Source organism: Paraherbaspirillum soli, from assembly GCF_042654985.1.
GTDB lineage: Bacteria > Pseudomonadota > Gammaproteobacteria > Burkholderiales > Burkholderiaceae_D > Paraherbaspirillum > Paraherbaspirillum soli.
Genome location: NZ_JBHSMT010000009.1, coordinates 12,270 through 34,986 on the forward strand (window position 1 = coordinate 12,270; position 22,717 = coordinate 34,986).

Below are 22,717 nucleotides of genomic sequence, written 5' to 3' on the forward strand. Positions count from 1 at the left end.
GCATTTGTTCGATAAGGTTCAGCGACCGTCACAGTTTCTGCTGCAAAAAATCCAGAAAGCAGCTGATGCGCCGCGACAGCTGGGTATTCCGGTAATACACAGCGTGGATTTGCTGCTGGTAGCCATTGTTGCAGTCGTCCAGAATCCTGACCAGCCGTCCCGCGGCGACGTCCGCCTGCGTCATGAAATCGGCCAGGCAGACGATGCCTTGTCCGTGCAGCGCCAGCTGGCGCAAGGTTTCGCCGCTGTTGGCCAATAACGTCGGCGTCACCGGCAGGCTGTCGCCGTGCTGGTGGCGCAGCGGCCAGGTGTTCAGCAATTCCGTCTGGGTGAAGCCCAGCAGTTGATGCCGCAGCAAATCCTCGGGATTGGCCGGGCTGCCGTGTAATTGCAGATAAGCGGGACTGGCCAGCAGGCGCAGCGGGCTGGCGCTCAATCTCCTGGCATGCAGGTTCGAGTCTTGCAAAGTGCCGTGGCGGATCGCGATGTCGGTGCGCCGCTCCAGCAAGTCGATGTTCTGGTCGTTGCTGGTCAGCTCCAGCGCAATGTCGGGATAGCTGCGGCGAAATTCATCGATGTTCGGCACGATGCAGTGCAGCATGAACGGCGGCGAGGCATCCACTCGCAGTCGTCCTGACGGTTTTTGATGGCGGATCCGGATGCATTCTTCCGCTTCTTCCATCGCAGAGACAATCGCCCGCGCTTTTTCTAAAAACAAACGGCCTTCTTCGGTCAGCTCCATCCGGCGCGTGGTGCGCAGCAGCAGCGAGCTGGCCAGCTTCTGTTCCAGCCGGGACAAGGCGCGGCTGACGCCGGACGTGGTTTGCTCCAGCTGTTCGGCGGCCGCGCTCAACGAACCGCAATCGACTACGGCAATGAAGATCCTGAGATCGTCGGAATGAATAGGCATGCATCATCCATTGTTGATGTGGGATCAAATATTATTTGATTCTATCGCTATTTATGTCAACAAAATATCCATGCATAGTGCGAACTGTCATTTTGATCGGGAGTCCATTATGCCGTTTGCCCTCTGGGCGCTGACCATCAGCGCCTTCGCCATTGGTACCACTGAATTTGTCATCGTCGGCTTGCTGCCCATTATCGCCGCCGACCTCAACGTCAGCCTGCCGTCCGCCGGCTTGCTGGTCAGCCTGTACGCGATCGGGGTCGCGGTCGGCGCGCCGCTGCTGACCGCGCTGACCGGACGAGTGCCGCGCAAGACCTTGCTGGTCGCGCTGATGTTGCTGTTCACCATCGGCAACCTGCTGGCCTGGCATGCGCCCGGCTACGCATCGCTGATCGTGGCCCGGGTCCTGACCGGCCTGGCGCACGGCGTGTTTTTCTCGATCGGATCGGCGATTGCGGTCAGCCTGGTCAGCAAGGAAAAAGCCGCCAGCGCCATCGCTCTGATGTTCACCGGCCTTACCGTGGCGTTGGTGACCGGCGTGCCGCTGGGGACTTTCATTGCGCAGTATTTCGGCTGGCGCGCCAGCTTCCTGGCGGTATCCGGTCTGGGCCTGATCGCCGTCGTCGGCAGCCTGCTGCTGATCCCGGCCAACATCCCGTACAGCGCCCCGGCATCGCTGCGTAAACAGCTGGAAGTGCTGACCCATCCGCGGCTGCTGATGGTGTACGCCACCACCGCGCTGGGCTACGGCGGATCGTTTATTGCCTTCACTTATCTGGCGTCCATCCTGCAACAGGTGTCCGGTTTTAGCGCCGGCAGCGTCAGCCTGGTGCTGCTGGTGTATGGGGTGTCGGTTTCGATCGGCAATATCTGGGGCGGCAAACTGGCTGACCGGCAAGGACCGATCCGCGCCTTGCAATGGATTTTCGGTTTGCTGGCTCTGGTGTTGTTGGTCTTGACCTTCACCGCCTACAACCGCTGGCTGGCGCTGGCCACCGTATTGGCCTGGGGCGCGGTTGCTTTCGGCAACGTGCCGGGCTTGCAGGTGTATGTGATGCAGCAGGCGGAGCGTTATGCGCCGCACGCCAAGGACGTCGCCTCCGGCTTGAATATCGCCGCCTTCAATATCGGCATTGCCGGCGGCGCATGGGCCGGCGGGCTGGTGGTGCAGCATGCCGGATTGATGCATACGCCGTGGATAGGCGCGCTGGTGGTGATCGGGGCGCTGGGGATGGCCACCTGGAGCGGCCGCCTGGATCGGCGCGGGGCAGTGCTTGCCGCCTATCCCGCTTGATAAAGGAGTAGGGCGGATGAGCGCAGCGTTATCCGCCGATGGATGTACCGCAAGTGTTCGACGCATCTAAAGCGGCGGAAGGCGCTGCGCTTTTCCGCCCTACCCGGCACCACCTGGTGCAAGCTGCTTTGACTTTTTATAGAGGAAGAAACAAATGAACCGCACAAAAAAATTAGGCAATACCGACACAAACATTCCGGCGCTCGGCTTGGGCACCTTTCTGATGCCTGGCGACGACGTCTTGCGCATGGTGCCGCACGCTTTGGAGATCGGTTACCGGCATATCGACACTGCGCAGATTTACGGCAATGAAGCGGAAGTCGGCGCGGCCATCGACGCATCCGGCGTCGCCCGCCCCGACATCTTCCTGACCACCAAGGTCTGGGTCGACCGCTATCGCAGCGAAGACTTGCTGCGCTCGGTGGAAGAAAGCCTGCGCAAGCTGCGCACCGATTACGTCGACCTGCTGCTGTTGCACTGGCCGAACCCGGCAGTGCCGCTTGCGGAAACCGTCGCCGCGCTCAACCAGGTGCAAAGCGCAGGCATGGCGCGCCACATTGGAGTCAGCAACTTCACCACGGCGTTGATGGCCGAGGCCGTATCGCTGAGCGAGCAGCCGCTGGTTACCAACCAGGTTGAATATCATCCGTATCTCGATCAGCGCAAGATCATCGACGCCGGCCGTCAAGCCAACATGACGCTGACCGCTTATTTCTCGCTGGCTAAAGGCAGCGTGATCGGCGACCCGGTACTGCGCCAGATCGGCCAGCGGCACGGCAAGGACGAAGCGCAGGTGGCGCTGCGCTGGCTGATCCAGCAACCGGACGTGGTGGCGTTGACCAAAACGGTGCGGGAGGCGCGCGCGCTATCCAATTTCAACATCTTCGATTTTGAACTGAGCCCGGCCGAAATGACGGCGATTCACCAGTTGGCGCGCCGCGACGGCCGTCTTGTCAGTCCGGAGGGGCTGGCGCCTGAGTGGGATGACTGATGCGTTGGGCGGCCCGCACAATCTCGCGCTGCTTCAGAAAATAAGGGCCGGTAAAACGACATTTCCAAGATTGATGAATTTTCCGTATGGAAATGATAGGCTTTGATGCCGGCAACAGCTTGAGTAAAGCCGGGGTAAGTTTTCAATAAGCTTCTACGTAAAGGAAGGGAAAGCTATGGGCGCATCGGAGAAACGGATAAACAAGGAGCTGCAGGATTTTAAAAGAGATCCTCCCGCTGGTTGCGATGCGGGGCCGATTGGAGAGGATCTGTTCGACTGGCAAGCAACAATGATGGGACCTCCGGAGAGCCCTTATCAGGGAGGCACTTTTTTTCTAAAGATCGATTTTCCAAAAGATTATCCGTCTCAACCACCGAAGATTAATTTCACCACCAAGCTCTACCATCCCGCCATAGATAGCAATGGCGTTGTGGGTTTGGACCTGCTTCAGAAGCGCTGGTCGCCTGACCTGACAATCTCCAAAATACTCACTGCATTGTGTAATCTGCTGATTAACCCTGACTTGGGCCAAGTCCTGAATACGGAAGCGGCGGCGCAATACAAAAAGGATCGCGCGAACTACGAAAAGATAGCCCGCGAGTGGACTAAAAAATATGCAATGTGAAATGCTGTTGAAATAGTATGCCGGTTGCTGCCTGCCTCTTCACCCTCGAGAGGTGCGCAGCGTTCTCCGACTATGGATGTCACAGTGGGGCGTCAAAAATCAACGCCGGATTGAGGGCGCGAATCCTGCGGTCGACAAAGTAGCCGCCGCATTCGGTGTAACGCAGGAAACAGCGTCCGCATATGCCGCATTCCCAGACATTGCAACGGTTGTAGGGAAAATAGCGAGGCGCAATCGGCGCTTCGGGAGACCAATAGCGAGTGCCGTCGGGATGGTGTTCGCTAAACGTCAATTCCTCTTCATCGGCATGGATGAGGGTGCCGATTTCGCGCAACTGTTCTTCGGGCAGCGAGAGCGGCATGCTTTCCCAGCCGGCTAAGGAATTTATTGCACATGAACAGGCTTGCTTGACAGCGTCTGAACGCTGCGCAAGTTCGGTCAGTTCCGGTAGGTCAAGGCGTCGAGGCATGCTCATGTGCTTCCTTCGTTGGTACGGTGTGCCGCGGTGGACTGGCATTTCGCGGCAACATGGTTTATCTGATTTCGGCCGCCGCAAGTTGCGCACAAAGCGCTGTCCCGTGCGACGCCTTCGCTAGCGTATCCAGATCGACGTAGCTCGGCGAGATGCGAATGTTGGCGTCGTGCGGGTCGCGGCCGCCGGGATGCGTGGCACCGGCAGGCGTGAGCGCGATGCCGGCTTGTTTCGCTAGTTCGACCGTCCGTTTGGCGCAACCGGGCGTGATGTCCAGACTGATAAAGTAACCGCCCGCGGGCCGTGTCCAACGGGCTGATCCGGTGTCGCCGAACGCCTGCGCAAAGGCGCGATCGACGCACGCGAATTTCGGCGCGAGCAGGGTGCTATGGGCGCGCATATGTTGGGTCAGGCCGTCGGCATCGCCGAAGAATAGCAAATGACGCAGTTGATTGACCTTGTCCGGGCCGATGGTGCGGTGCTTGCGTCGTTCGAGCCACCACGCGAGATTTTCTGGCGATGAGCCGAAGAATGCCAGGCCGGCGCCGGGCAGCACGATTTTAGAGGTCGATGCGAAGACAAAGGCGCGGTTGGGATGCCCGGCAGCCGCGCAACGCCCGGTGATATCCTGGTTAGGCGTGGCCTCGTCGCTCAGGTGATGCACCGCGTACGCGTTGTCCCAGAACAGCCTGAAATCGGGGGCCGCGGCCGCCATCGCGGCCAGCCGTTCGACGGTCACGTCGGTGTAAGTGGTTCCGCACGGGTTGCTGTATTTCGGCACGCACCACATGCCCTTGATGCTGGGGTCGCCGGCAACCAGTGCCTCTACGATATCCATGTCGGGGCCGCTGTCCAGCATCGGAACCGGCAGCATTTCGATCCTGAATTCGTCGCAGATCGAGAAATGCCGGTCATATCCAGGCACCGGGCAAATGAACTTGACGACAGCTTCTTCCGACCAAGGCTGGTCGCTGCCCGGAACGCCGCGTCTGAATGCGTGACTGAGCGCTTCGTACATCAACGCCAGACTTGAATTTTCACCGACCGCCACGTAGTCGGCGGGGAGGCCCAGCAGCGCTTCGGAAAACAGTTCGCGAACCTCGGGCATTCCTTGCAGGCCGCCGTAATTGCGCCAGTCGACACCATCACGCGATACGAAATCGGACTCCCCGGGAAGCGACAGAAAGCGCTTTGCCAAGGCCAATTGCTCGGGCGATGGCACGCCACGCGTCATATTGATCTTCAGGCCTTGAGAGCACAAATCGGCATAGCGGGATTCAAGTTCGGCGCGAGAAGCTGCGTCAAGCGGGCTGTCAATTTGAACGGGAGTATGCATACTCGGGCCTTCATGAAAGGTGGATACGGTAGGGTAGCTTGCTCGGGCTGAAATTACATCATCGGGCACCTCTAAAAACCTACTGCGCGACCCAATCTCGGGGCTGCGATGCTCGTCGTACAAGTCGTACGACTGCGCTTCTCGCCCCGACCTTGGGCCGCTCGCTACGGTTTTTAGAGGTACCCCATCGCCAGCACTATAGCGTAGCCGCCGACGCAGATCGCCAGTGTCTTGAAAATTCCCCGGGTTCTAGCAGCCAGTACGAAGGCGATCGGCACCAGCGCCAATTTCAGAAGCTGCGGTGTTTCGAAGTGGCCGGCCCATTGATGGTAGAAGCGGTCGCCATACAGGGCCGAATAGATAATCCCGCCCATGATGCTGAGCGCTGCATAGTTGAGAAACTTATAGGTATCGCCGTTTTCCGGTATCCGCAATTGGCGGAACACTATGGCGGGCAAGGATCGCAGGACAAACGAAATTGCCGAAGCGATCAGGATCAATTCCCATTTATTCATGATTTTTTGGCCTCAGAAAACTTATCCAGGGCGAGGAAGAACCCGCCGAAAACAAATGGCATGACAAAGACTTGATAGTCGCCCAACCACGCACCGACGATGGGGGTGGCGATAAAGCCGGCGCCGGTGACGATTGCAGGCCGGATTTTTGGCCAGGAGAGTCCTGTCAATGCCGCGAAGTGAACCGGCAGGATGATTGCTACCAGTGCATTCACAAACGGCCCTTGATGCGCGCTGACGGTGAAGCCGAGTAGCGTAGCGAGCGTGGCGACGCTCAGCGTGCTGACCCCGCAGCCGAGAAAATATTCGAACAGATTGGGGATTTTTCCCTTCTTGGCGTTGGATAAAGTAAATGTCGAGATGGATAGCAACTGCGCCGACAAAATCACTTTTCCCAATGGCACGCTACGGAATTGTTCTGTGAGAACAGAAGCCATGATCAGGAAGCGGAAGTTGACCAAGATTGTCGACATGACGAGCGGCAGTAGCGTGAGCGTGTCAGCATGCTGCGCTATCAGAGCTTGCAACGGGGAGGCATGGACTGCTGCCGTCATCACCATCGCTTGCAGCGGCGAAAAACCGGCAGTGCGGGAAATTGCCCCGATCGAGAAAAACAAAAACAGGAATGTAAGGCACACCGGAATGGAATCGACGCAGCCGTCGACGAAGGGCGTGCGTGGCGCGGGACTCGCTGAGGAGGTGGCGGGAACGGGTCCGAACAAGGTTCGAAGTATTTTCATGCTAAGGCAATCAGGTTTCAACTACGCAGGGTTGGAAAGCCTCGCACGCGAATGTGCGAGGCCTGGATGTGCCTTAAGCCGCCTGGAGCGTCTCGCTATTTTGCGCCTGGGCGTCGTCCATCGTCTTCAGGTATTGAGCGCTGTGCGAAAGCGTACTGCCTCGGGTTTCGAAGCCGATAATGCCTTGCCAACTCACCTTGCGGATTGCCTGCAGCAGTTGCGGATAGTCGAGATTGCCGCGACCGAGCGGCATGTGTGAATCGCGATCGCCAGCGTTATCGCTGAAAGACATGCCGGCGATTCGATGGTGGAAGCGCTCGAACACTTGGATCGGCGCGCCGTCATTGACGTGAGCGTGCGAAACGTCGAGGAAAAAATAAATTCCGGGAACTTGCTCCAACACTTTCGCGTATTCATCCTCGGTCGTGTAGATGTAGTAGAACGGGTGGAATTTGTTGTAGTTGCAAAGATTTTCTAGCCAGATATCGACGTTGCGCTCGCGTCCGTAAGCAACCAGTTCGTTCAAGTTGCGGATCAAATTTTCGAGGCCGATGCTGCGCGCTTCCTTGACCAGTCGCGGCTCGACAATGCCGCCCCCATGGACGATCAGCGGAATGCCGCCAAGCTGCGCGCACAGATCGATTTCGCGTTTGACATAGTTGACTGCCGCCAGCGCCATTTCGGGAACGTCGCTGCCCAGCGGCGCCTTGAAGTTGCCGTGGTAAATCGGCTTGATTCCTGCATCCTCAATCGACTTGCACATCGCCGAAATTCGCGCCTCGGTCCAGTCTGCCGGCCGTTCTCCAACGAGGCTGCCGTCAATATACCAATGGCTGTAGCCGTGTATCGCGGCTTCGGCGAGGCCCTCTTCTGCGCGCATATAGTTCTGCTGTGCCGCGCCGATCATGAATGAAGGCCAAGCTTGAGAAGCTGGCGATTGGGTGGAGGACAGCGTAGATGTAGCAGAAATTTGATTCATAGTATTTGCTCAAAAAATGGCGGTACATCAAATTAATCGGAAAAGTACTTTAATTAACGCGAGTTGCAATATCACTTCATACGACGAAAAAACGCGGCTCCTTCAAGTGCCTAATGCACCTTAAAAAAACGTCGCCACAAATAACCCAGGCGGCGGGAATGACCAAAATATTGCGAGCAAGCTGCTTGTGTGCGAAAGCGTTTGTCGTCCGAATTTCTTGAAGGAAAGCGATACTAATCTTCATAAAGTAGGCCTGTAACCTAACAATATTGACAGCTGTGTATGAAATGAAAATTCAGATATATGAGTCTTTTTGCATCGCTGAATCAAGCAGCCGTAGCGCATATCGACAGGTATGCGTCGCATGCCAAAGATGTCGTCCGGACTTCAATGTCAGCATCGCCGGTGGCGGATGATTGCTCGCGTTCCACTGGCGACTTGAATCAAGTTAGTTCTCACACCCCGGCGTCGACTTTTCGGCAATAGACCAAATTAAAACTATAATCGGTCCTATTCGTTCAGCAGGAGTGCCGCCATGAAGTTCTCAACCCAAGTCAAGCCCATCAGCTATTTGAAGAGCCATGCTGCCGAGATCGTCAAAGACATCACAGAGAGTCGAGAGCCGATGCTGATCACTCAAAACGGCGAAGCCAAGCTGGTGGTCATGGATGTGAAGAGTTATGAAGAGCAGGAGCAAACGCTGGCCCTGTTGAAAATCCTGGCGCTCGGGAACCGCGAGATTGAGCAAGGCAAGTTCCGCGATGTGGACGATGTATTTGCAGAACTGGACCAGGCCGATCAGCAATGAGCCTCCAAGTTGTCATCCTGGAGTCGGCTGAGCATGACCTGAAAGAACTCAGGGAATATATCGTCAAGAACTTTTCTGTTGAGTCCTGGCAGGACACTTACGCCAAGTTGAAACAGGCTATCCGCAATTTGCAGACCTTTCCTCAGGCAGGTTTCCTCCCTGAAGAAATCGAAAAACTCAACCTCAGCCAATACCGGCAGATTCTGTCAGGGATGAATCGCATCATCTATGAAGTGCGACAGGAGATTATCTATATCCACATCATTGTCGATGCACGACGAGACATGCCGTCTTTATTGACGAGACGGCTGCTACGAACCACCTAGCCATAAGGAGTAATGCATGAGCACATCGCTAAGATTGTCCGAAAAATGGTTCCGCCGCGCGCTGTGGCTGGTGGCGTTTGTGTTCGCCGGGTTCCTGATCGGCTTGGGCAGCACGGTCGAGCAGGATCTGCCGAAGATCGAGCACCGCTATACGATGGAAGACTTTATCGATAAACCGGCCGCGACCCAGGCCCGCAATACGCTGAAAGACGCGGAACTTGTCCGGCAAAATGCGCAGGATGCGCTGGATCAGGCGGAACTGAAGGTCAGGACAGCGCAGACCGATTCCACCTCGGCGCGCGAGACGTTCAATAATTGGCTGGCCACGCGCCATGCAACCGGGCAGAGCGATCAGGACGCCGAACTCGTCAGGCGCACCAAGGCGCTGGATGGATTGAAGGCGGCCGAACGGCGGGCCGCGTCGCAGGCCGAGGCGCAGCAGCAGATCGCACTCGATGCCCGACAAGCAGAGGCGCAAGCGCAGGCCAGATTACAGGTGCTTGAGCGGGCGGCCAATGAAGGTTTGCAAAAGGCGGAGCGCAAGCAGGAATTGCGGGTGTTTTTATACCGTCTGGCGCTGACCTTGCCGCTGCTGGTGATCGCCGGCTGGTTGTTCAAGACCAAGCGCAAAGGGACTTATTGGCCGTTCGTGTGGGGCTTTATCCTGTTTGCGTTGTTTGCCTTTTTCGTGGAACTGGTGCCGTACCTGCCGAGCTACGGCGGCTATGTGCGCTATCTGGTCGGGATTGTCATCACGGTGCTGGTCGGACGGCAAGCGATTGTGTCGCTGAACCGCTACCTGGAGCGGCAAAAGCTGGCGGAGCAGTTGCCCGATGCGCAGCGCCGCCAGGATCTCAGCTACGACCTGGCGCTGGCGCGACTGGCCAAAAGCGTCTGCCCGGGATGCGAGCGTTCGGTGGATCTCAAGAACGTCGCCAACGATTTCTGTCCGCATTGCGGCATCGGTTTGCACAATCATTGCGTCAAATGCAATTCCCGCAAGAGTTCGTTCGCCCAGTTTTGTCATGCGTGCGGGACCGCGGCCGGTGCCGGGACTGGCGCGGCCGCTTAAATTATTTCCAAATCAGTGGCAGCCGCCGCCGTGGCTGCCCAAGTTGGCCGGCGCTTCATCTTCCATATTGGCCAACCCTTGCAAGATGCCGCAATCCTTGGCGGCTTGCGCTGTCCGGCATTGCTTGCGCAGTTGCTTCAGCTGCAATTGCAATGCCTTCAATTCGGCGATGCGGTCGGCGACGTGCTCGATATGCCGATCCAGCAGGGTGTTGACCTCGGCGCAATTTTCTTCCGGCAAGTCGCGAAATTGCAGCAGGCTGCGCACCTCGTCGAGGGTCATGTCGAGCGAACGGCAGTGGCGGATGAATTGCAGTCGTTCGACGTGCTCATGTCCATACAGCCGATAGTTGCCTTGCGAGCGCGCCGCCGGCGGCAGCAGGCCTTCGCGTTCGTAATAGCGGATGGTTTCAACCGGACAGGCGGCGTGGCTGGCCAATTCCCCGATTTTCAGTGTGTTTGTGGTCATGTGCGGCTCCCGGCTTTTATTTCAATCAATGCTTGACCTTATAGTAGCTACAGGGTTTTAAATGTGCAAGGAGCGATAAAACAAGCCGAAAAACCGGATTCAAGGAGCAAACCATGGCCAATTGCAATCATGACCACCACGACCATCAGCACGACCATCAGCATCCGGCAGCCGATGTTGGTGCGCATGAAAAAGAACATGCCAAGCATCGGGCAGCCGATGCATTCAGGCATCAAGCCGGCGACCGTCCACGCTTGCTGGATACCAGCGCCGAGGCCGTATTCCTGATCCAGAAGATGGATTGCCCGACCGAAGAGAAACTGATCCGGGATCGCTTCAAGGGCATGGCGGGGATCGAGTCCATGCAGTTCAACCTGATCCAGCGCGAGCTGACGGTCCAGCATCGCCTGCCGTCGGTGGCGCCTATCGTCAGCATATTGACGGCGCTGGACCTGGAGCCTGCGCTGAAGTCGGACTCGCTGACCGGTGCGGTCGGACTGAGCGACGAGCTGGGTGACAGCGCTTTCAAAATCCCGCGCAGAAAATGGCTGCTGATGGCGCTCTCCGGCAGCGCCGCAGTCGGCGCCGAGCTGGTGGCTTGGAGCAGTGGTCAGGACACTTCGTGGCTGGTGATCGGGCTGGCGCTGCTGGCGATTTTTACCGGCGGTCTGGATACGCTGAAAAAGGGTTGGATTGCGTTACGCAATTTCTCGCTCAATATGAATTTCCTGATGTCGCTGGCGGTGATCGGCGCTGCCGTGATCGGGCAGTGGCCGGAAGCGGCGGTGGTGATTTTCTTGTTTGCGTTGGCGGAAATGATCGAGGCCTTGTCGCTGGATCGGGCGCGCAATGCGATCAAAGGTTTGATGGCGATGGCGCCGGATCTGGCGACAGTGCAGGGCGCCGATGGCGAGTGGCGTGCGGTTTCGACCCAGCAGGTGGCGCTGGCGGCGCTGGTGCGGGTCAAGCCGGGCGAGCGGGTGCCGCTGGACGGGGTGGTGGTGGATGGCCAGACCAGCATCAACCAGGCGCCGATTACCGGCGAGAGCATGCCGGTGCTGAAGCAGGCGGGCGACCCGGTGTTTGCCGGCACTATCAATGAGCGCGGGGTCATTTCTTACAAGGTCACCGCGCTGCAAGCCAATTCGACTCTGGCGCGGATCATCAAGAGCGTGCAGCAGGCACAAGGGCAACGCGCGCCGACCCAGCGTTTTGTCGATCAATTCGCGCGCTATTACATCCCGCTGGTGGTGCTGGCGGCGGTGCTGGTGGCGACCCTGCCGCCATTGCTGCTGGGAGCGGCGTTTTATCCGTGGCTGTACAAGGCGCTGGTGCTGCTGGTGATTGCCTGCCCTTGCGCGCTGGTGATTTCGACCCCGGTGACTGTGGTCAGCGGCTTGGCTGCGGCGGCCACGCATGGGGTGTTGATCAAGGGCGGGGTGCATCTCGAAATGGGGCGCAAGATCAAGGCCCTGGCGCTGGATAAGACCGGCACCCTGACGCTGGGCAAGCCGGGTGTCACGGATGTCAGTCTGGTGCAGGCAGCGGACGATGCCGGATTGCTGCTGCAATGGCAACGACTGGCGGCCAGTTTAGCTAGCCATTCGGATCATCCGGTATCGACCGCAGTGGCGGCGCACTGGCAAGCGCAGGGCAGTGCGCAAGGGTTATTGGAGGTGGTTGATTTCGAGGCGCTGACCGGGCGCGGCGTGCAGGGCAAAATCGACGGCCAGCAGTTCTATCTGGGCAATCACCGTCTGGTGCACGAGATGGATATTTGCAGTCCCGAGCTGGAGGCGCGGCTGGATGCATTGGAGCTGCAGGGGAAAACCACGGTGGTGCTGTGCTCGGCGAGCACGCCGTTGTTGATTCTGGCGGTGGCCGATACCGTGCGTCCCAGCGCGGTGGCAGCGATTGCGCGCCTGTATGCGATGGGGGTGGAAGCGGTGATGCTGACCGGCGACAATCCGCATACCGCGCAAGCGATCGCGTCCCAGGTCGGGATCGTCGATGCCCGCGGCAATCTGCTGCCGCAGGATAAATTGAGCGCGGTTAATGAACTGATTGCACGTTACGGCTATGTCGGCATGGTGGGCGACGGCATCAATGATGCGCCGGCGCTGGCGCAGGCCAATATCGGTTTTGCGATGGGGGCGGCGGGCAGCGACACGGCGCTCGAAACCGCGGATGTGGCGCTGATGGATGACGACTTGGGAAAGCTGCCGGACTTCATCCGGCTGAGTAAGAAAACGCACAGCGTGCTGTTGCAAAACATCACGCTGGCGCTGGGGATCAAGGCGATTTTCCTGGTGCTGGCGGTGACCGGCGAGGCGACGCTGTGGATGGCGGTGTTTGCCGATATGGGCGCCAGTTTGTTAGTCGTATTTAATGGGCTGCGCTTGCTGCGGGCGGTACGCTAACTACAGCATGCCGTTGAAGTAAGTTTTACCGATCAGGATCAGCGCCACGACCGTGGCGATACTGGCAAAACCGATCTGCAAAATGCGCGCCGGCAGGGTCGGCGCTGCCAGCCGGCCCAATAGCATGCCGATCAGCGCGGCGCCGATGAAGGTCCAGCCGATAAGCGGAATGCGGACCCCGTGCAGCAAGGCGCCGGCGACGGCACTCCCCGAAATCAGCGCAATCACCATCAGCGAAGTGGCGACGATGCCGTGCATGCTGACGTTGCTGAACTGGCGGCAGGCCGGCACGATCAGGAAACCGCCGCCCACCCCCAGCATGCCGGTGAACATGCCGGAGACGGTGCCGATGGTGGCCAGGGTGGTGCAGCATTTAAGGTTCCAGCGGAGTTTGCCGGTGGCCGGGTTGAGCATGCAGTTTTTTTCGAGATATTCCGGGCTGGCGTTTGGTTGCTGGTGGCTGTTGGCTTGATTGGCCATGCGCCAGGCGACGATCAGCATGACCGCGCTGAACAGGGTCATCAGCCATCGCTCCGATACCTGATGGGCGATGCGCACCCCGAGCGGCGAGAACAGCGCGCCGAGCGCCGCCATCAGCAGTGCGGCCTTGTAACGGACCAATCCTTTGCGCAAACCGTCGATGGCGCCGAGCATGGCGGCGCAACCGACCGCCATCAGTGCCACCGGGGTCGCTTCGGTCATGCTGAAACCGAGTCCCAGCACCAGCGCCGGCACCGCGAGGATGCCGCCGCCGGCGCCGGTCAGGCCCAGCACGACGCCAATCGCGGTGCCGAAGAAGATGCCTACAATCATTTGAACCGCCTCAGTTTTTGGTTGGCCGAGCCAGCCACTCGCGGCCTTTCAGCATGGCGTTCCAGTAGACCCAGGGCAGCACGCTGACTTTCAGGAACCAGTTGCTGCCGCGGGCGACGGTCGGATCGAGCGGGAAAGTGGGCAGCAGTTTGCCGCCGTAGCCGAATTCGGCCAGCAGCACTTTGCCTTTTTCGACCGTCAGCGGGCAGGCGCCGTAGCCGTCGTAGACCGTGGCCAGCGGCCGGTTTTCCCGGGCGGCGATCAGGTTCTCGGCGACCACCACGATTTGCTTGCGGGCGGCGGCGACGGTCTTGGCGTTCGGTGCCGAGCAGGCGTCGCCCAACGCGAATACGTTGGCGTAACGCGGATGTCGGAGCGTCGCCTGATCGACTTCGCACCAGCCGCCGGCATCGGCCAGCGGGCTGTTGCGGACCACCTCAGGCGCGACTTGCGGCGGCACCACGTGCAACATGTCGAACGATTTTTCCTGGCGCGTGATGTGGCCGTCCTGGTCCTTGACGTCAAACCAGGCCAGTTTGCGCTCGCCATCGACTTTGACCAGGTTCGAATTGAAGCTCAGTTTGGCATTGTATTTTTCGACGTATTTCATCAGCGGCGGAACGAACGCCGCGACCCCGAACAGCACGGCAGAAGCATTGTTGAACTCGATCTGCAGATTGTTCAGTACGCCGCTGCGCAGCCAGTGGTCGCATGACAGATACAGAGCTTTTTGCGGCGCGCCGGCGCATTTGATCGGCATGCCCGGCTGCGAGAACAGCGCGGTCCCTTGCTTCAGCGAAGACACCAGTTGCCAGGTATACGGCGCCAGGTCGTAGCGATAATTGGAGGTGACGCCGTTCTTGCCCAGCGTTTGTTCCAGTCCTTCGATTTTTTCCCAGGCCAGCCGCAGGCCCGGGCACACAATCAGTTGCTTGTAGTGGACGGTGCTGCCGTCGGCAAGCTTGATCCGGTTGTGATCCGGTTCGAACGCGGAAGCGGCGGCCTGGATCCAGTGCGCCTGTTCCGGGATCACAGAGCGCATTGGCCGCACGGTCTTCTGAATGTCGAACGCACCGCCGCCAACCAGGGTCCAGGCCGGCTGGTAATAATGGTGGTCGCTCGGTTCGATGATCGCAACCTGCAGATCGGGACGCCGTCGCAACAGACTGGCGGCAATGCCGATGCCGGCCGAACCGCCGCCGACAATCACCACCTCGAATGCGCTGGAGCGGTTGCCGATTTGCGCAGTGGCAGTTTCTGCAGCGCTGGCTTGCGCCAGCCGGTATAGATTGGTGGAGCGGTTGCCGCTGCGGCAGAAGGCCAGCACCGGCGCCGGCAGTTGATCCAGCAACTGCTGCATGGCGGCGCCATCTTGTGCCGTGATTTGATTGGCGACTACCGGCAGGTAGGCGAACTTCAGGCCGAGCGCGCCGGCGGCAGTTGCAAGCGCAGCGCTGCCGGCATGGCTGGCGCCGTCTTCAGCATCCGGGCGATTGCAGATGACCGACTGGTAGCCGGCGGCGGCAATCTCGGTTAAATCTTCAACTTTGATCTGTCCGGCAGTTGAAAATTGGTCGCTGTGTTTGCTGATCGTGATGTGCATATTGACTGTCTCCGTTGTTGTTGGTACTGGTCAAAGATACGTCTTATTACTTTTGGATATCCTTCATTACCTTACCGCAATACAAGCTGGATAGGGTTTGCATTACCTGAATCACTTCAAAACTGGCGAGACTGTAGTAAATGTATTTACCTTCACGGCGCGTATTGACCAAGCCTTCTTCGCGCAGCACGCCTAGCTGTTGCGACAGGGTCGGCTGGTGAATGCCGAGCAGTTGCTCAATATCGCCGACATTCTGTTCGCCATGCGTCAACTGGCACAGAATCAGCAAGCGATCTTCGTTTGCCAAGGTTTTCAGCAAGGCGCATGCTTTGGATGCGGAATCGCGCAACATGGAGATGCCGATCGGTGAAAGTGCTTGTTTCATAATGGCAATTATTACTTGGGTTGGCGATCATCATATTGACAGATAATTTGCCTGTCAATATTATATGTTTCGGTATATTGATAGCGGGAAGAGTGAGCCAGAATGAGCCAAATCGCGACACCTGACGTACAGGCATTTTTCGACCAGGCGACGTCGACGGTGACTTACGTCGTCTATGAAGGTATCGGCAGCGAATGCGCGATCATCGATTCGGTGCTGGATTACGATCCAAAGTCGGGCCGCACCTCGACCGCCTCGGCCGATAAGGTGGTTGCATTCGTCCGCGCCAACAATTTGACCGTGCAGTGGCTGCTGGAAACGCATGCCCATGCCGATCATCTGTCAGCCGCGCCTTATCTGCGCGCGCAGTTGGGCGGTACCATCGCGATCGGCGAGCATATCCGCAGCGTGCAGGGCGTGTTCAAGGAAGTGTTCAATCTGCAGCATGAGTTCCGCCTGGACGGCTCGCAGTTCGGTCATCTGTTCGTCGCCGATGAGATCTTTTACATCGGCCGCTTGCGGGCTCAGGCATTGCACGTGCCGGGCCATACGCCGGCCGACATGGCGTATCTGGTCGAGGACCAAATAGTATTTGTCGGCGATACGCTGTTCATGCCGGATGTCGGCACGGCCCGTTGCGATTTCCCTGGCGGCAGCGCTGCCGCCCTTTACCACTCGATGCGTCGCTTGTTGAGCCTGCCGGCTGCAACCCGGCTGTTCATGTGCCATGACTATCCACCGGCCGGGCGTGCCGCCTCTTGGGAAACCACGGTCGCCGAACAGCGTGCACACAATATCCATATCCGCGACGGCATCAGCGCCGAGGCGTTCATTGCGATGCGCAGCGAACGCGACGCCACGCTGGGCATGCCGACGCTGATTCTGCCGTCGATCCAGGTCAATATCTGTGCCGGGGAATTGCCGGAGGCGGAAGATAATGGCGTGCGCTACTTGAAGATTCCGCTGAATAAGCTCTAAAACGATGAGCCAGGCTGCTGTAAGAAAGCGAGTTCTTCAGCGCTGGAAGGACGACCCAGAATCAGGTTTCGATGCGGATAGCGGCCGAAGCGCGCAATGATGTCGTGATGCTGGATCGCAAAGTCCAGGAAGCCGGTAAAGCAGTTTTGCTGGCCAGGCGTGGTCAGTGCGCGTGCCAGTTGGACCGCCTGCTGTTGATCCGCCAGCGATTCCGAATGGACCAAGGGCATGTGCATGAACACGCGTTCGATCGGGCGCATCGCCAGGTCGAATTCGCGTTCAATGGCCAGTCGGCAGAAAGCGAGGGCCAGCGCATCGAATGCAAATGCGCGTGCGGTACCGCGATACATATTGCGCGAGAACTGATCGGTCAGCAAAATCAGCGCTGATAGTCCCTCCGGGGATTCGTCCCAGTGACTCAAGTCGCCGCGTTCGACGGCGAGTAATGTGTTTTCAAACTGTTGCCGGATCTGGCGGTCGACGCCGGCATCCTTGCTCCACCACAGGCCCGCTTGCCGTTTGTCGGTGCGCTCGTCGTCCGGGTCGTCGCCGAACCAGAACTGCCTGATCCCCAGAATTTCTTCCATCGTGGACTCCTGAGCCGGGATTGTATTTTCAGGCATCGGCATCCGCGGCCAGCACGCGGATCTGTACGCCCGCCACCGTGACCCGCTGACCAGCGCGAATTTTGCACGTCTTGCGCAACTCCACCTTGCCGTCCACCTTGACCACGCCGCTGGCGACCAAGGCCTTGCCGGCGCCGCCGCTGTCGCAGATGCCGGTCAGTTTCAGCAGTTGATTGAGTTCGACATACTCGCCGTTCAGGCGTAGTTCAAGTTGTTGCATAGTGTTCCGATGGTGTTGAATAAAAAATTAAGTTGCGCGTTCCAGCATCTGCCGCGCCTGATCGATCCAGACGCTCAGGTTGTCCAGCAAATCCTGCTGGCTGAAGGAGCAGCTTTCTTCGGTGAACAGGCTGCTGGCTTCCAGCCGGCCGAGCAAATCTTCGGCCACCGTCGCATAGCGCGCCGGCAATGCTGCCAGTAGCGCGGTTTGCGCGCGCCAGATGCGGCAGAAAGTCGTGATGTGCGAGAAGCTCCTGTCGTGACTTTTATGCAGCGAATTGAGCGCATCGCGCAGCAGCTGGAGCGTGGCCTGATGCGACATGTTTGGCGTCGGATTGAGTGACATGGCTGCGCTCCCTTAAGCGGCAGAGCCGTGGCTGATGGCTGCCAGGACGAACAGGCCAACTACGCACAGATAAGCAATGGTCCACACCGCCGAGCGCCATGTTGGCCGATTTGTCAGGTAAAGCACGGTATAGATCACGCGCGCCGCGATAAATCCCAGCGCCAGTATGTTCAGCGTGCTTTGGGTGGCATGGACCTGCTGCGCAATGATCACGCTGGCGGCAAAAAATGGGAAGGCCTCGAAGTGGTTGCGATGCGCGTAATCGGCACGGCGCCGCATCCCGGATTGTTTTTCAAGCCAAGCGCGCGGTTCGGCGTTGTCGAAATCGCGTTTTCCCCACTTGGCGAAGACCACCGTCAACACCGGCATCAGTCCTGCAATCAATACACACCAATAGGCAATGGTCATCAAGTTCTCCGGAAAATGAATCGGTTATTGTGCAGGTAAATATCGTTGCTTCATTTACTGAGCGCCTCTAAAAACCGTAGCGAGCGGCCCAAGGTCGGGTCGAGAAGCGCAGCCGTACGGAGGTACGGTGAGCATCGCAGCCCCGAGATTGGGACGCGCAGTAGGCTTTTCGAGGTGCCTATAGCGTTTTGCTTTCAAAGGTATTGCAGGTGTTGACTTTGCCGGTGCTGATGCCTTGCTTGAACCAGTGCACGCGCTGGGCCGAGGTGCCGTGGGTGAACGAGTCCGGCACCACATAACCCTGCGCCTGCTTTTGCAGCGCATCGTCGCCGATCGCGGTAGCGGCGTTCAACGCGCCTTCGACATCGCCTTGCTCCAGGATGCTGCGCGCCTGATTGGCGTGAAAGGCCCAGACGCCGGCCAGGCAATCGGCTTGCAATTCCATCTTGACCGACAGGGCATTGGCTTGCGCTTCGGACATCCGGCGTCGGGCTTGATCGACTTTGTCCGAGATACCCATCAGGTTTTGCACGTGATGGCCGACTTCATGCGCGATCACATAGGCTTGGGCAAATTCACCGGATACGTGGAAGCGCTGTTGCATCAGTTGGTAGAAGCTGAGGTCGATATAGACATTCCGATCGCCGGGGCAATAGAACGGGCCCGAAGCCGATTGGCCGGTGCCGCAGGCGGTTTGCGTCCTGCCGGAAAATATATGCAGCTTGGGCGGCACATAGGTGGCGCCGCTGGCGCGGAACACTTCAGTCCAGACATCTTCGGTATCCGCCAGCACGGTGCGGACGAATTTGGTCTTCGGATCGTTGGCACGTGCCGCATGGGTTGGCGCCGTTTGTGTCTGTGTGTGGCTGGCGGGGCCGCCGCCCAGCAAGCTCAGTACGGTGCTGGGGCTGATGCCAAAGAAATAGGATGCGGCCAACGCAATGACGATGCTGCCCAGGCCAAGCGAGCGGCCGCCGCCAAATCCGCCGCCGGAGCCGCCGTTGTCATTGCGTTCATCTACGACGTTGTCGCTCTCCCGATTGCCTTCCCATTTCATGACTGCTCCCCTGTAGATTGTGTAATCCGAACCGAATTAGAGGGCAATTCTAACGGAATACAGTGCAAATAAGGGAGCGTCAAATTGAAGGAGTGAGGGCCCCCCTAAAAACCTACTGCGCGTCCCAATCTCGGGTCTGCGATGCTCGCCGTACCACCGTACGGCTGTGCTTCTCGCCCCGACCTTGGACCGCTCGCTACGGTTTCTAGAGGTGCCCTGAAAGTACCGGAAAGCTTATTTGAAATCCCACTTCATCTGTTCCGCAATCGGGATGTGGCGAGCGGATTCCACGCACAGAGGGATGTAGTCGGTAAAGCGCGGCGGCGGCTGGATGCCTTCGGCCAGCAGGTTATCGTTGCTAAATACGTAATTCAAGCCGGCGAACGCGCCATATAACTTGAGCGCGCGCAGCAACAGGCGGTCATTGCACTCCGGTACGCACTCGCGCATGCGCGGCAGCAAGGTGGCGATCGCATCCGGGGTGATTTGGCGGTAGGTGGCGCCGATCGGCTCGATGTCGCGCGCCGCCGCCAACGCCAGGTCGATCTCGCGGAACGGTACGCTGGCGCCGACGCCGGCCGAGATATGGAAAACCTCGTGTGACAGCGTTTCTTTTTGCGCCAGCTCGATGATCGCTTGGGCGCACCAGTCGACCGGGACCACGTCGACTTTTTCATCCAGCGAGGTGGTGAGCGCGCCCAGCAATTGCCAGACCATGAAGACCCAGAAAATACTTTGCGAAGGCGCGCAGCCAAGGGTGGTGTGGCCGACAATGATGGATGGTCGAACCATGATCAGCGGCAGCTCCGGATAGACTTCGCGTAATCTTTTTTCGCCAAGTGCCTTGGAGCGGGTGTAAGGGACCAGGTGCTCGTCCCCGAGTGGCAATTCAAGGCGTTCTGCGACCACGGCGTTGACGCCGGCGCCTTCGCCGCAAGCCATCGCGGTACCGATATACATGAAGCGCTTTAGCGCAGGCCGGCGATGCATCAGCTTGCCGAGCGCCAGCGTGCCATCGACATTGATTTTTTCGAGCGAAGGATGATTCGAGAAGGTTGCCAATGCGGCCGAATGGATCACTACCGATACCTGATCCAGGCGCGGGTCGCCGGCGATGTTGTCGAGTTCGGACAGGTCGGCGCAAAGTATTTGATCGACGCTGATTTGCGCAATATCTGCCGGGCTCGCCCCCAGTAATTGCAGATTTTTGATGACCCGGGCATGGGCTGCAACCGAGCTTTCCGCGCGAGCCAGCAACAGCAGCTCTTTACCCAGTCCCCGATGAATTGCTTCCACCGCATTGGCGCCACCAAGAAAGCCGGTCGCGCCGGTCATCAAAATTAAATTATTCATGAAAGGCTAATAGCTCTTATAACTTGTTGACTAGTGGTTGACGGGCGCCTGCCAGCGCCCTCGCATGCAGGCTACAGGTCGCTCATTGACGCGTGGTTGCCGAGGATGGGATCGCGCGCTTTTGTGTGCTCTTTGGTATTTTGGGTAGAACAAACCCATGTAGTGTATCGCATGAATCTATAGTGGTGTTGACAATTAGATACATGGAGTTACAAAAGATTACTTGTTGCCGTTGTTATAGAAGGAATGCTGTTCAAGCGACAAGGTCCCGGCAAGGATTCATTAATTCATGGCAAATACACAAGTCATTAGAACAAACAAACTATGATGAATAATTTAATTTTATAATGACCGATGCCGTCGGAATTCCAGGCACGAAGAAGCGCGACGGCAGCAAATTGTCATGGTGTGCCTGAAAAGCTGTACTTTCAGTTTTTATTAAATTAAAAAAATTCGAGAAAAGATTCTTTGATTTAATAAAAACAATATCTTGCCTGTGAATGTCGCATGGTAAATTTAATATTCTTAACAGCTTCATAGAAATAGTTTCGTATGGAACAAAAAGCGCAGCACGAGCAGCCTAAAGATCATGCGGTAATTATATTGCATGGCTTATGTGGTTCAGCATTGGAAATGGGATCAATACCTAAATCCTTAAGGAAGAGCGGCTATAATGTCGTCGATTTGGTAATTCAGAATTATTCTGCGAGCGCAGTTGATCTAACCGAGTCGCCAAATTGGTTGGATTGGTGCGCCATCGTCGAGAATGAAATTCTGCATCTTAAAGAAAAATTCAAGACGGTATCAATTTGCGGCTTAAGCATGGGGGCAACATTGGCGTTGGCCGTCGCATCGCGAGGAAATGATATTGTCGGTATCGTGGCGCTTTCGCCAATATTGAGATATGACGGATGGTCGATCCCGTGGTATCAGCAGTTAATAAGAATTCCTTATTTCCTGGGTTATAGAAGCTGGTCTTATAAGGAAAGCGATCCATTTGGAATAAAGAACTTTGAAATGCGCCGACGAGTCGCCAATTCTCTTAAAAAAGAAGGCGTTGCGGAAGTCGGGGCAGCGGCAATCCCGGCAAGGCATCTTGATGCTGCTCAAAAAATGATGGCGCATGTTCGACAATCGTTGGCAGAGGTGAAGACCAATCTTTTAGTCATTCATTCCATCGATGATGAAACCGCATCTCCCAAGAATCCGGAATTAATCATCAAGGAAGTCAATTCCGAGATCCGGAAAATTATTTGGCTAGGTGATTGCTATCACATCATTACCGTAGACAATGAACGCGAAATCGTTACCAATGAAACGGTACGATTCATCAAGAAAAATATCGAATTTCATTGCGAAGACTTGTCATACAAAGACCTTGTCAATAAATCGCCTTTAAGAGATCGACGGCAATAAAGTCATACGAAGAGAATTTTCGTTCTATTAATAGATTTTTATATGTATTCATTGAATTTCCAGTCAGTAAAGTCATCATGAAATTGAGAAATGCTAGAAATTGGAAGCAAAGCGGCATACGCCCTTTTGTGATTTGCCTCTTTAATTTTGCAATCGCATTTGGATTGGGGTTTATTTTGATTCCAATGCTGGACGAGTATTTGTTCATGCTATTTTTCACAATTAATTGTATTGCCATAGCTTATTTATTTGGCTTTCAATACTCGATTGGCGTTTTTTTGCTAAGCATGCCGACAGCGTTTTATTTCTTCCGCAGACCGTTTTATTCTTTTGAATCATTGGATCATCAGGACATTTATATTATCGTTGCTTATACGACTATTATTGTGTTGGCATCATGGATAGTCGAATGGCTTCAGCGTGAACGATATACTGCGGTTTTACTGCAAAGAGTTTCTGAAAGTCGCTATCAGTTATTGATCGAGTCAGATCAGGCGAGAAGAATTGAATATGCAAAGCATGTTCAAAAGGAAACAAAAGCCGCTGATTAAACTGCT

General features: G+C 57.0%; 26 protein-coding genes. 10 read left to right on the plus strand and 16 right to left on the minus strand.

Annotated features, from left to right (window positions below; genetic code table 11):
* Positions 1-28: 28 nt before the first annotated feature.
* On the minus strand, positions 29-910 hold the full coding sequence (locus tag ACFPM8_RS05400) for a LysR substrate-binding domain-containing protein (protein WP_378995785.1): 882 nt from the start codon (positions 908-910) through the stop codon (positions 29-31).
* Between the two features lie 109 nt (positions 911-1,019).
* On the opposite strand from ACFPM8_RS05400, the gene ACFPM8_RS05405 reads away from it, so the two are divergent.
* The 3 genes from ACFPM8_RS05405 to ACFPM8_RS05415 all read left to right on the plus strand — a co-directional run bounded on the left by ACFPM8_RS05405 (position 1,020) and on the right by ACFPM8_RS05415 (position 3,820).
* Entirely contained in the window at positions 1,020-2,204 is a 1,185-nt protein-coding gene (locus tag ACFPM8_RS05405; protein WP_378995787.1) for an MFS transporter, read from the plus strand.
* Between the two features lie 154 nt (positions 2,205-2,358).
* Entirely contained in the window at positions 2,359-3,195 is an 837-nt protein-coding gene (locus tag ACFPM8_RS05410; RefSeq protein WP_378995789.1) for an aldo/keto reductase, read from the plus strand.
* A 175-nt stretch (positions 3,196-3,370) separates the two neighbouring features.
* Complete coding sequence (locus ACFPM8_RS05415; protein ID WP_378995791.1) at positions 3,371-3,820, plus strand: ubiquitin-conjugating enzyme E2; 450 nt, start codon at positions 3,371-3,373, stop codon at positions 3,818-3,820.
* A gap of 79 nt (positions 3,821-3,899) precedes the next feature.
* Here ACFPM8_RS05415 and ACFPM8_RS05420 read toward each other — a convergent pair whose 3' ends face one another.
* From ACFPM8_RS05420 to ACFPM8_RS05440, 5 genes are all read right to left on the minus strand, one after another.
* Complete coding sequence (locus ACFPM8_RS05420; protein ID WP_378995793.1) at positions 3,900-4,295, minus strand: hypothetical protein; 396 nt, start codon at positions 4,293-4,295, stop codon at positions 3,900-3,902.
* Between the two features lie 58 nt (positions 4,296-4,353).
* On the minus strand, positions 4,354-5,628 hold the full coding sequence (locus ACFPM8_RS05425; RefSeq protein ID WP_378995795.1) for an aspartate aminotransferase type Ic: 1,275 nt from the start codon (positions 5,626-5,628) through the stop codon (positions 4,354-4,356).
* A 173-nt stretch (positions 5,629-5,801) separates the two neighbouring features.
* Positions 5,802-6,143: an AzlD domain-containing protein gene (locus ACFPM8_RS05430; protein ID WP_378995797.1), complete on the minus strand. Its 342-nt coding sequence runs from the start codon at positions 6,141-6,143 to the stop codon at positions 5,802-5,804.
* A complete protein-coding gene (locus ACFPM8_RS05435) occupies positions 6,140-6,883 on the minus strand; it encodes an AzlC family ABC transporter permease (protein ID WP_378995799.1) in 744 nt (247 codons plus the stop codon). The genes ACFPM8_RS05430 and ACFPM8_RS05435 overlap by 4 nt, the downstream gene beginning before the upstream one ends.
* A 73-nt stretch (positions 6,884-6,956) precedes the next feature.
* On the minus strand, positions 6,957-7,763 hold the full coding sequence (locus ACFPM8_RS05440; RefSeq protein WP_378995801.1) for a sugar phosphate isomerase/epimerase family protein: 807 nt from the start codon (positions 7,761-7,763) through the stop codon (positions 6,957-6,959).
* A 634-nt stretch (positions 7,764-8,397) separates the two neighbouring features.
* Here ACFPM8_RS05440 and ACFPM8_RS05445 point away from each other — a divergent pair.
* The 3 genes from ACFPM8_RS05445 to ACFPM8_RS05455 are packed head-to-tail and all read left to right on the plus strand — an operon-like array spanning position 8,398 to position 10,068.
* Entirely contained in the window at positions 8,398-8,670 is a 273-nt protein-coding gene (locus ACFPM8_RS05445) for a type II toxin-antitoxin system Phd/YefM family antitoxin (RefSeq protein WP_378995803.1), read from the plus strand.
* Entirely contained in the window at positions 8,667-8,996 is a 330-nt protein-coding gene (locus ACFPM8_RS05450) for a type II toxin-antitoxin system RelE/ParE family toxin (RefSeq protein ID WP_378995805.1), read from the plus strand. Before ACFPM8_RS05445 ends, ACFPM8_RS05450 begins: the two co-directional genes overlap by 4 nt.
* A 16-nt stretch (positions 8,997-9,012) precedes the next feature.
* Positions 9,013-10,068 (plus strand): serine endopeptidase, encoded by a 1,056-nt coding sequence (locus tag ACFPM8_RS05455; RefSeq protein ID WP_378995806.1) that lies wholly within the window; start codon positions 9,013-9,015, stop codon positions 10,066-10,068.
* A gap of 12 nt (positions 10,069-10,080) precedes the next feature.
* Here the strand turns inward: ACFPM8_RS05455 and cadR are convergent, their stop codons facing one another.
* The gene (gene cadR / locus ACFPM8_RS05460) at positions 10,081-10,536 is read right to left on the minus strand and encodes a Cd(II)/Pb(II)-responsive transcriptional regulator (protein WP_378995808.1); all 456 of its coding nucleotides are present in this window, start codon (positions 10,534-10,536) and stop codon (positions 10,081-10,083) included.
* Positions 10,537-10,649: 113 nt separating this feature from the next.
* Here cadR and ACFPM8_RS05465 point away from each other — a divergent pair, with 113 nt between their 5' ends.
* Positions 10,650-12,956, plus strand: a complete 2,307-nt coding sequence (locus ACFPM8_RS05465) for a heavy metal translocating P-type ATPase (protein ID WP_378995810.1) — start codon at positions 10,650-10,652, stop codon at positions 12,954-12,956.
* On the opposite strand, the gene ACFPM8_RS05470 is transcribed toward ACFPM8_RS05465, so the two are convergent.
* Genes ACFPM8_RS05470 through ACFPM8_RS05480 form a run of 3 tightly spaced genes read right to left on the minus strand, consistent with a single transcriptional unit; the run spans position 12,957 to position 15,757 of the window.
* Positions 12,957-13,769, minus strand: a complete 813-nt coding sequence (locus ACFPM8_RS05470; protein ID WP_378995812.1) for a sulfite exporter TauE/SafE family protein — start codon at positions 13,767-13,769, stop codon at positions 12,957-12,959.
* A gap of 10 nt (positions 13,770-13,779) precedes the next feature.
* Positions 13,780-15,366, minus strand: a complete 1,587-nt coding sequence (locus tag ACFPM8_RS05475; protein ID WP_465263046.1) for a bifunctional protein tyrosine phosphatase family protein/NAD(P)/FAD-dependent oxidoreductase — start codon at positions 15,364-15,366, stop codon at positions 13,780-13,782.
* Positions 15,367-15,418: 52 nt separating this feature from the next.
* Positions 15,419-15,757, minus strand: coding sequence for a metalloregulator ArsR/SmtB family transcription factor (locus ACFPM8_RS05480; RefSeq protein ID WP_378995817.1), 339 nt, complete (start codon positions 15,755-15,757; stop codon positions 15,419-15,421).
* Between the two features lie 102 nt (positions 15,758-15,859).
* Between ACFPM8_RS05480 and ACFPM8_RS05485 the strand changes: the two genes are divergently transcribed.
* On the plus strand, positions 15,860-16,735 hold the full coding sequence (locus ACFPM8_RS05485; RefSeq protein WP_378995819.1) for an MBL fold metallo-hydrolase: 876 nt from the start codon (positions 15,860-15,862) through the stop codon (positions 16,733-16,735).
* On the opposite strand, the gene ACFPM8_RS05490 is transcribed toward ACFPM8_RS05485, so the two are convergent.
* The 6 genes from ACFPM8_RS05490 to ACFPM8_RS05515 form a co-directional block, all read right to left on the minus strand.
* A complete protein-coding gene (locus ACFPM8_RS05490) occupies positions 16,732-17,322 on the minus strand; it encodes a DUF924 family protein (protein WP_378995821.1) in 591 nt (196 codons plus the stop codon). The genes ACFPM8_RS05485 and ACFPM8_RS05490 overlap by 4 nt on opposite strands.
* A gap of 28 nt (positions 17,323-17,350) precedes the next feature.
* Positions 17,351-17,581 (minus strand): RNA-binding S4 domain-containing protein, encoded by a 231-nt coding sequence (locus ACFPM8_RS05495; RefSeq protein WP_378995823.1) that lies wholly within the window; start codon positions 17,579-17,581, stop codon positions 17,351-17,353.
* A 27-nt stretch (positions 17,582-17,608) separates the two neighbouring features.
* Positions 17,609-17,926, minus strand: a complete 318-nt coding sequence (locus tag ACFPM8_RS05500; protein ID WP_378995825.1) for a hypothetical protein — start codon at positions 17,924-17,926, stop codon at positions 17,609-17,611.
* Positions 17,927-17,938: 12 nt separating this feature from the next.
* Positions 17,939-18,334, minus strand: a complete 396-nt coding sequence (locus ACFPM8_RS05505) for an MAPEG family protein (protein WP_378995827.1) — start codon at positions 18,332-18,334, stop codon at positions 17,939-17,941.
* A 178-nt stretch (positions 18,335-18,512) separates the two neighbouring features.
* Positions 18,513-19,391, minus strand: coding sequence for a KPN_02809 family neutral zinc metallopeptidase (gene ypfJ, locus ACFPM8_RS05510; protein ID WP_378995829.1), 879 nt, complete (start codon positions 19,389-19,391; stop codon positions 18,513-18,515).
* A gap of 234 nt (positions 19,392-19,625) precedes the next feature.
* A complete protein-coding gene (locus ACFPM8_RS05515) occupies positions 19,626-20,744 on the minus strand; it encodes an SDR family oxidoreductase (protein WP_378995831.1) in 1,119 nt (372 codons plus the stop codon).
* A gap of 552 nt (positions 20,745-21,296) precedes the next feature.
* Between ACFPM8_RS05515 and ACFPM8_RS05520 the strand changes: the two genes are divergently transcribed.
* Together ACFPM8_RS05520 and ACFPM8_RS05525 are read left to right on the plus strand one after the other, a co-directional pair.
* A complete protein-coding gene (locus ACFPM8_RS05520; protein WP_378995833.1) occupies positions 21,297-22,160 on the plus strand; it encodes an alpha/beta hydrolase in 864 nt (287 codons plus the stop codon).
* A 77-nt stretch (positions 22,161-22,237) separates the two neighbouring features.
* Positions 22,238-22,711, plus strand: a complete 474-nt coding sequence (locus ACFPM8_RS05525) for a DUF4118 domain-containing protein (RefSeq protein WP_378995835.1) — start codon at positions 22,238-22,240, stop codon at positions 22,709-22,711.
* Positions 22,712-22,717: the final 6 nt, after the last annotated feature.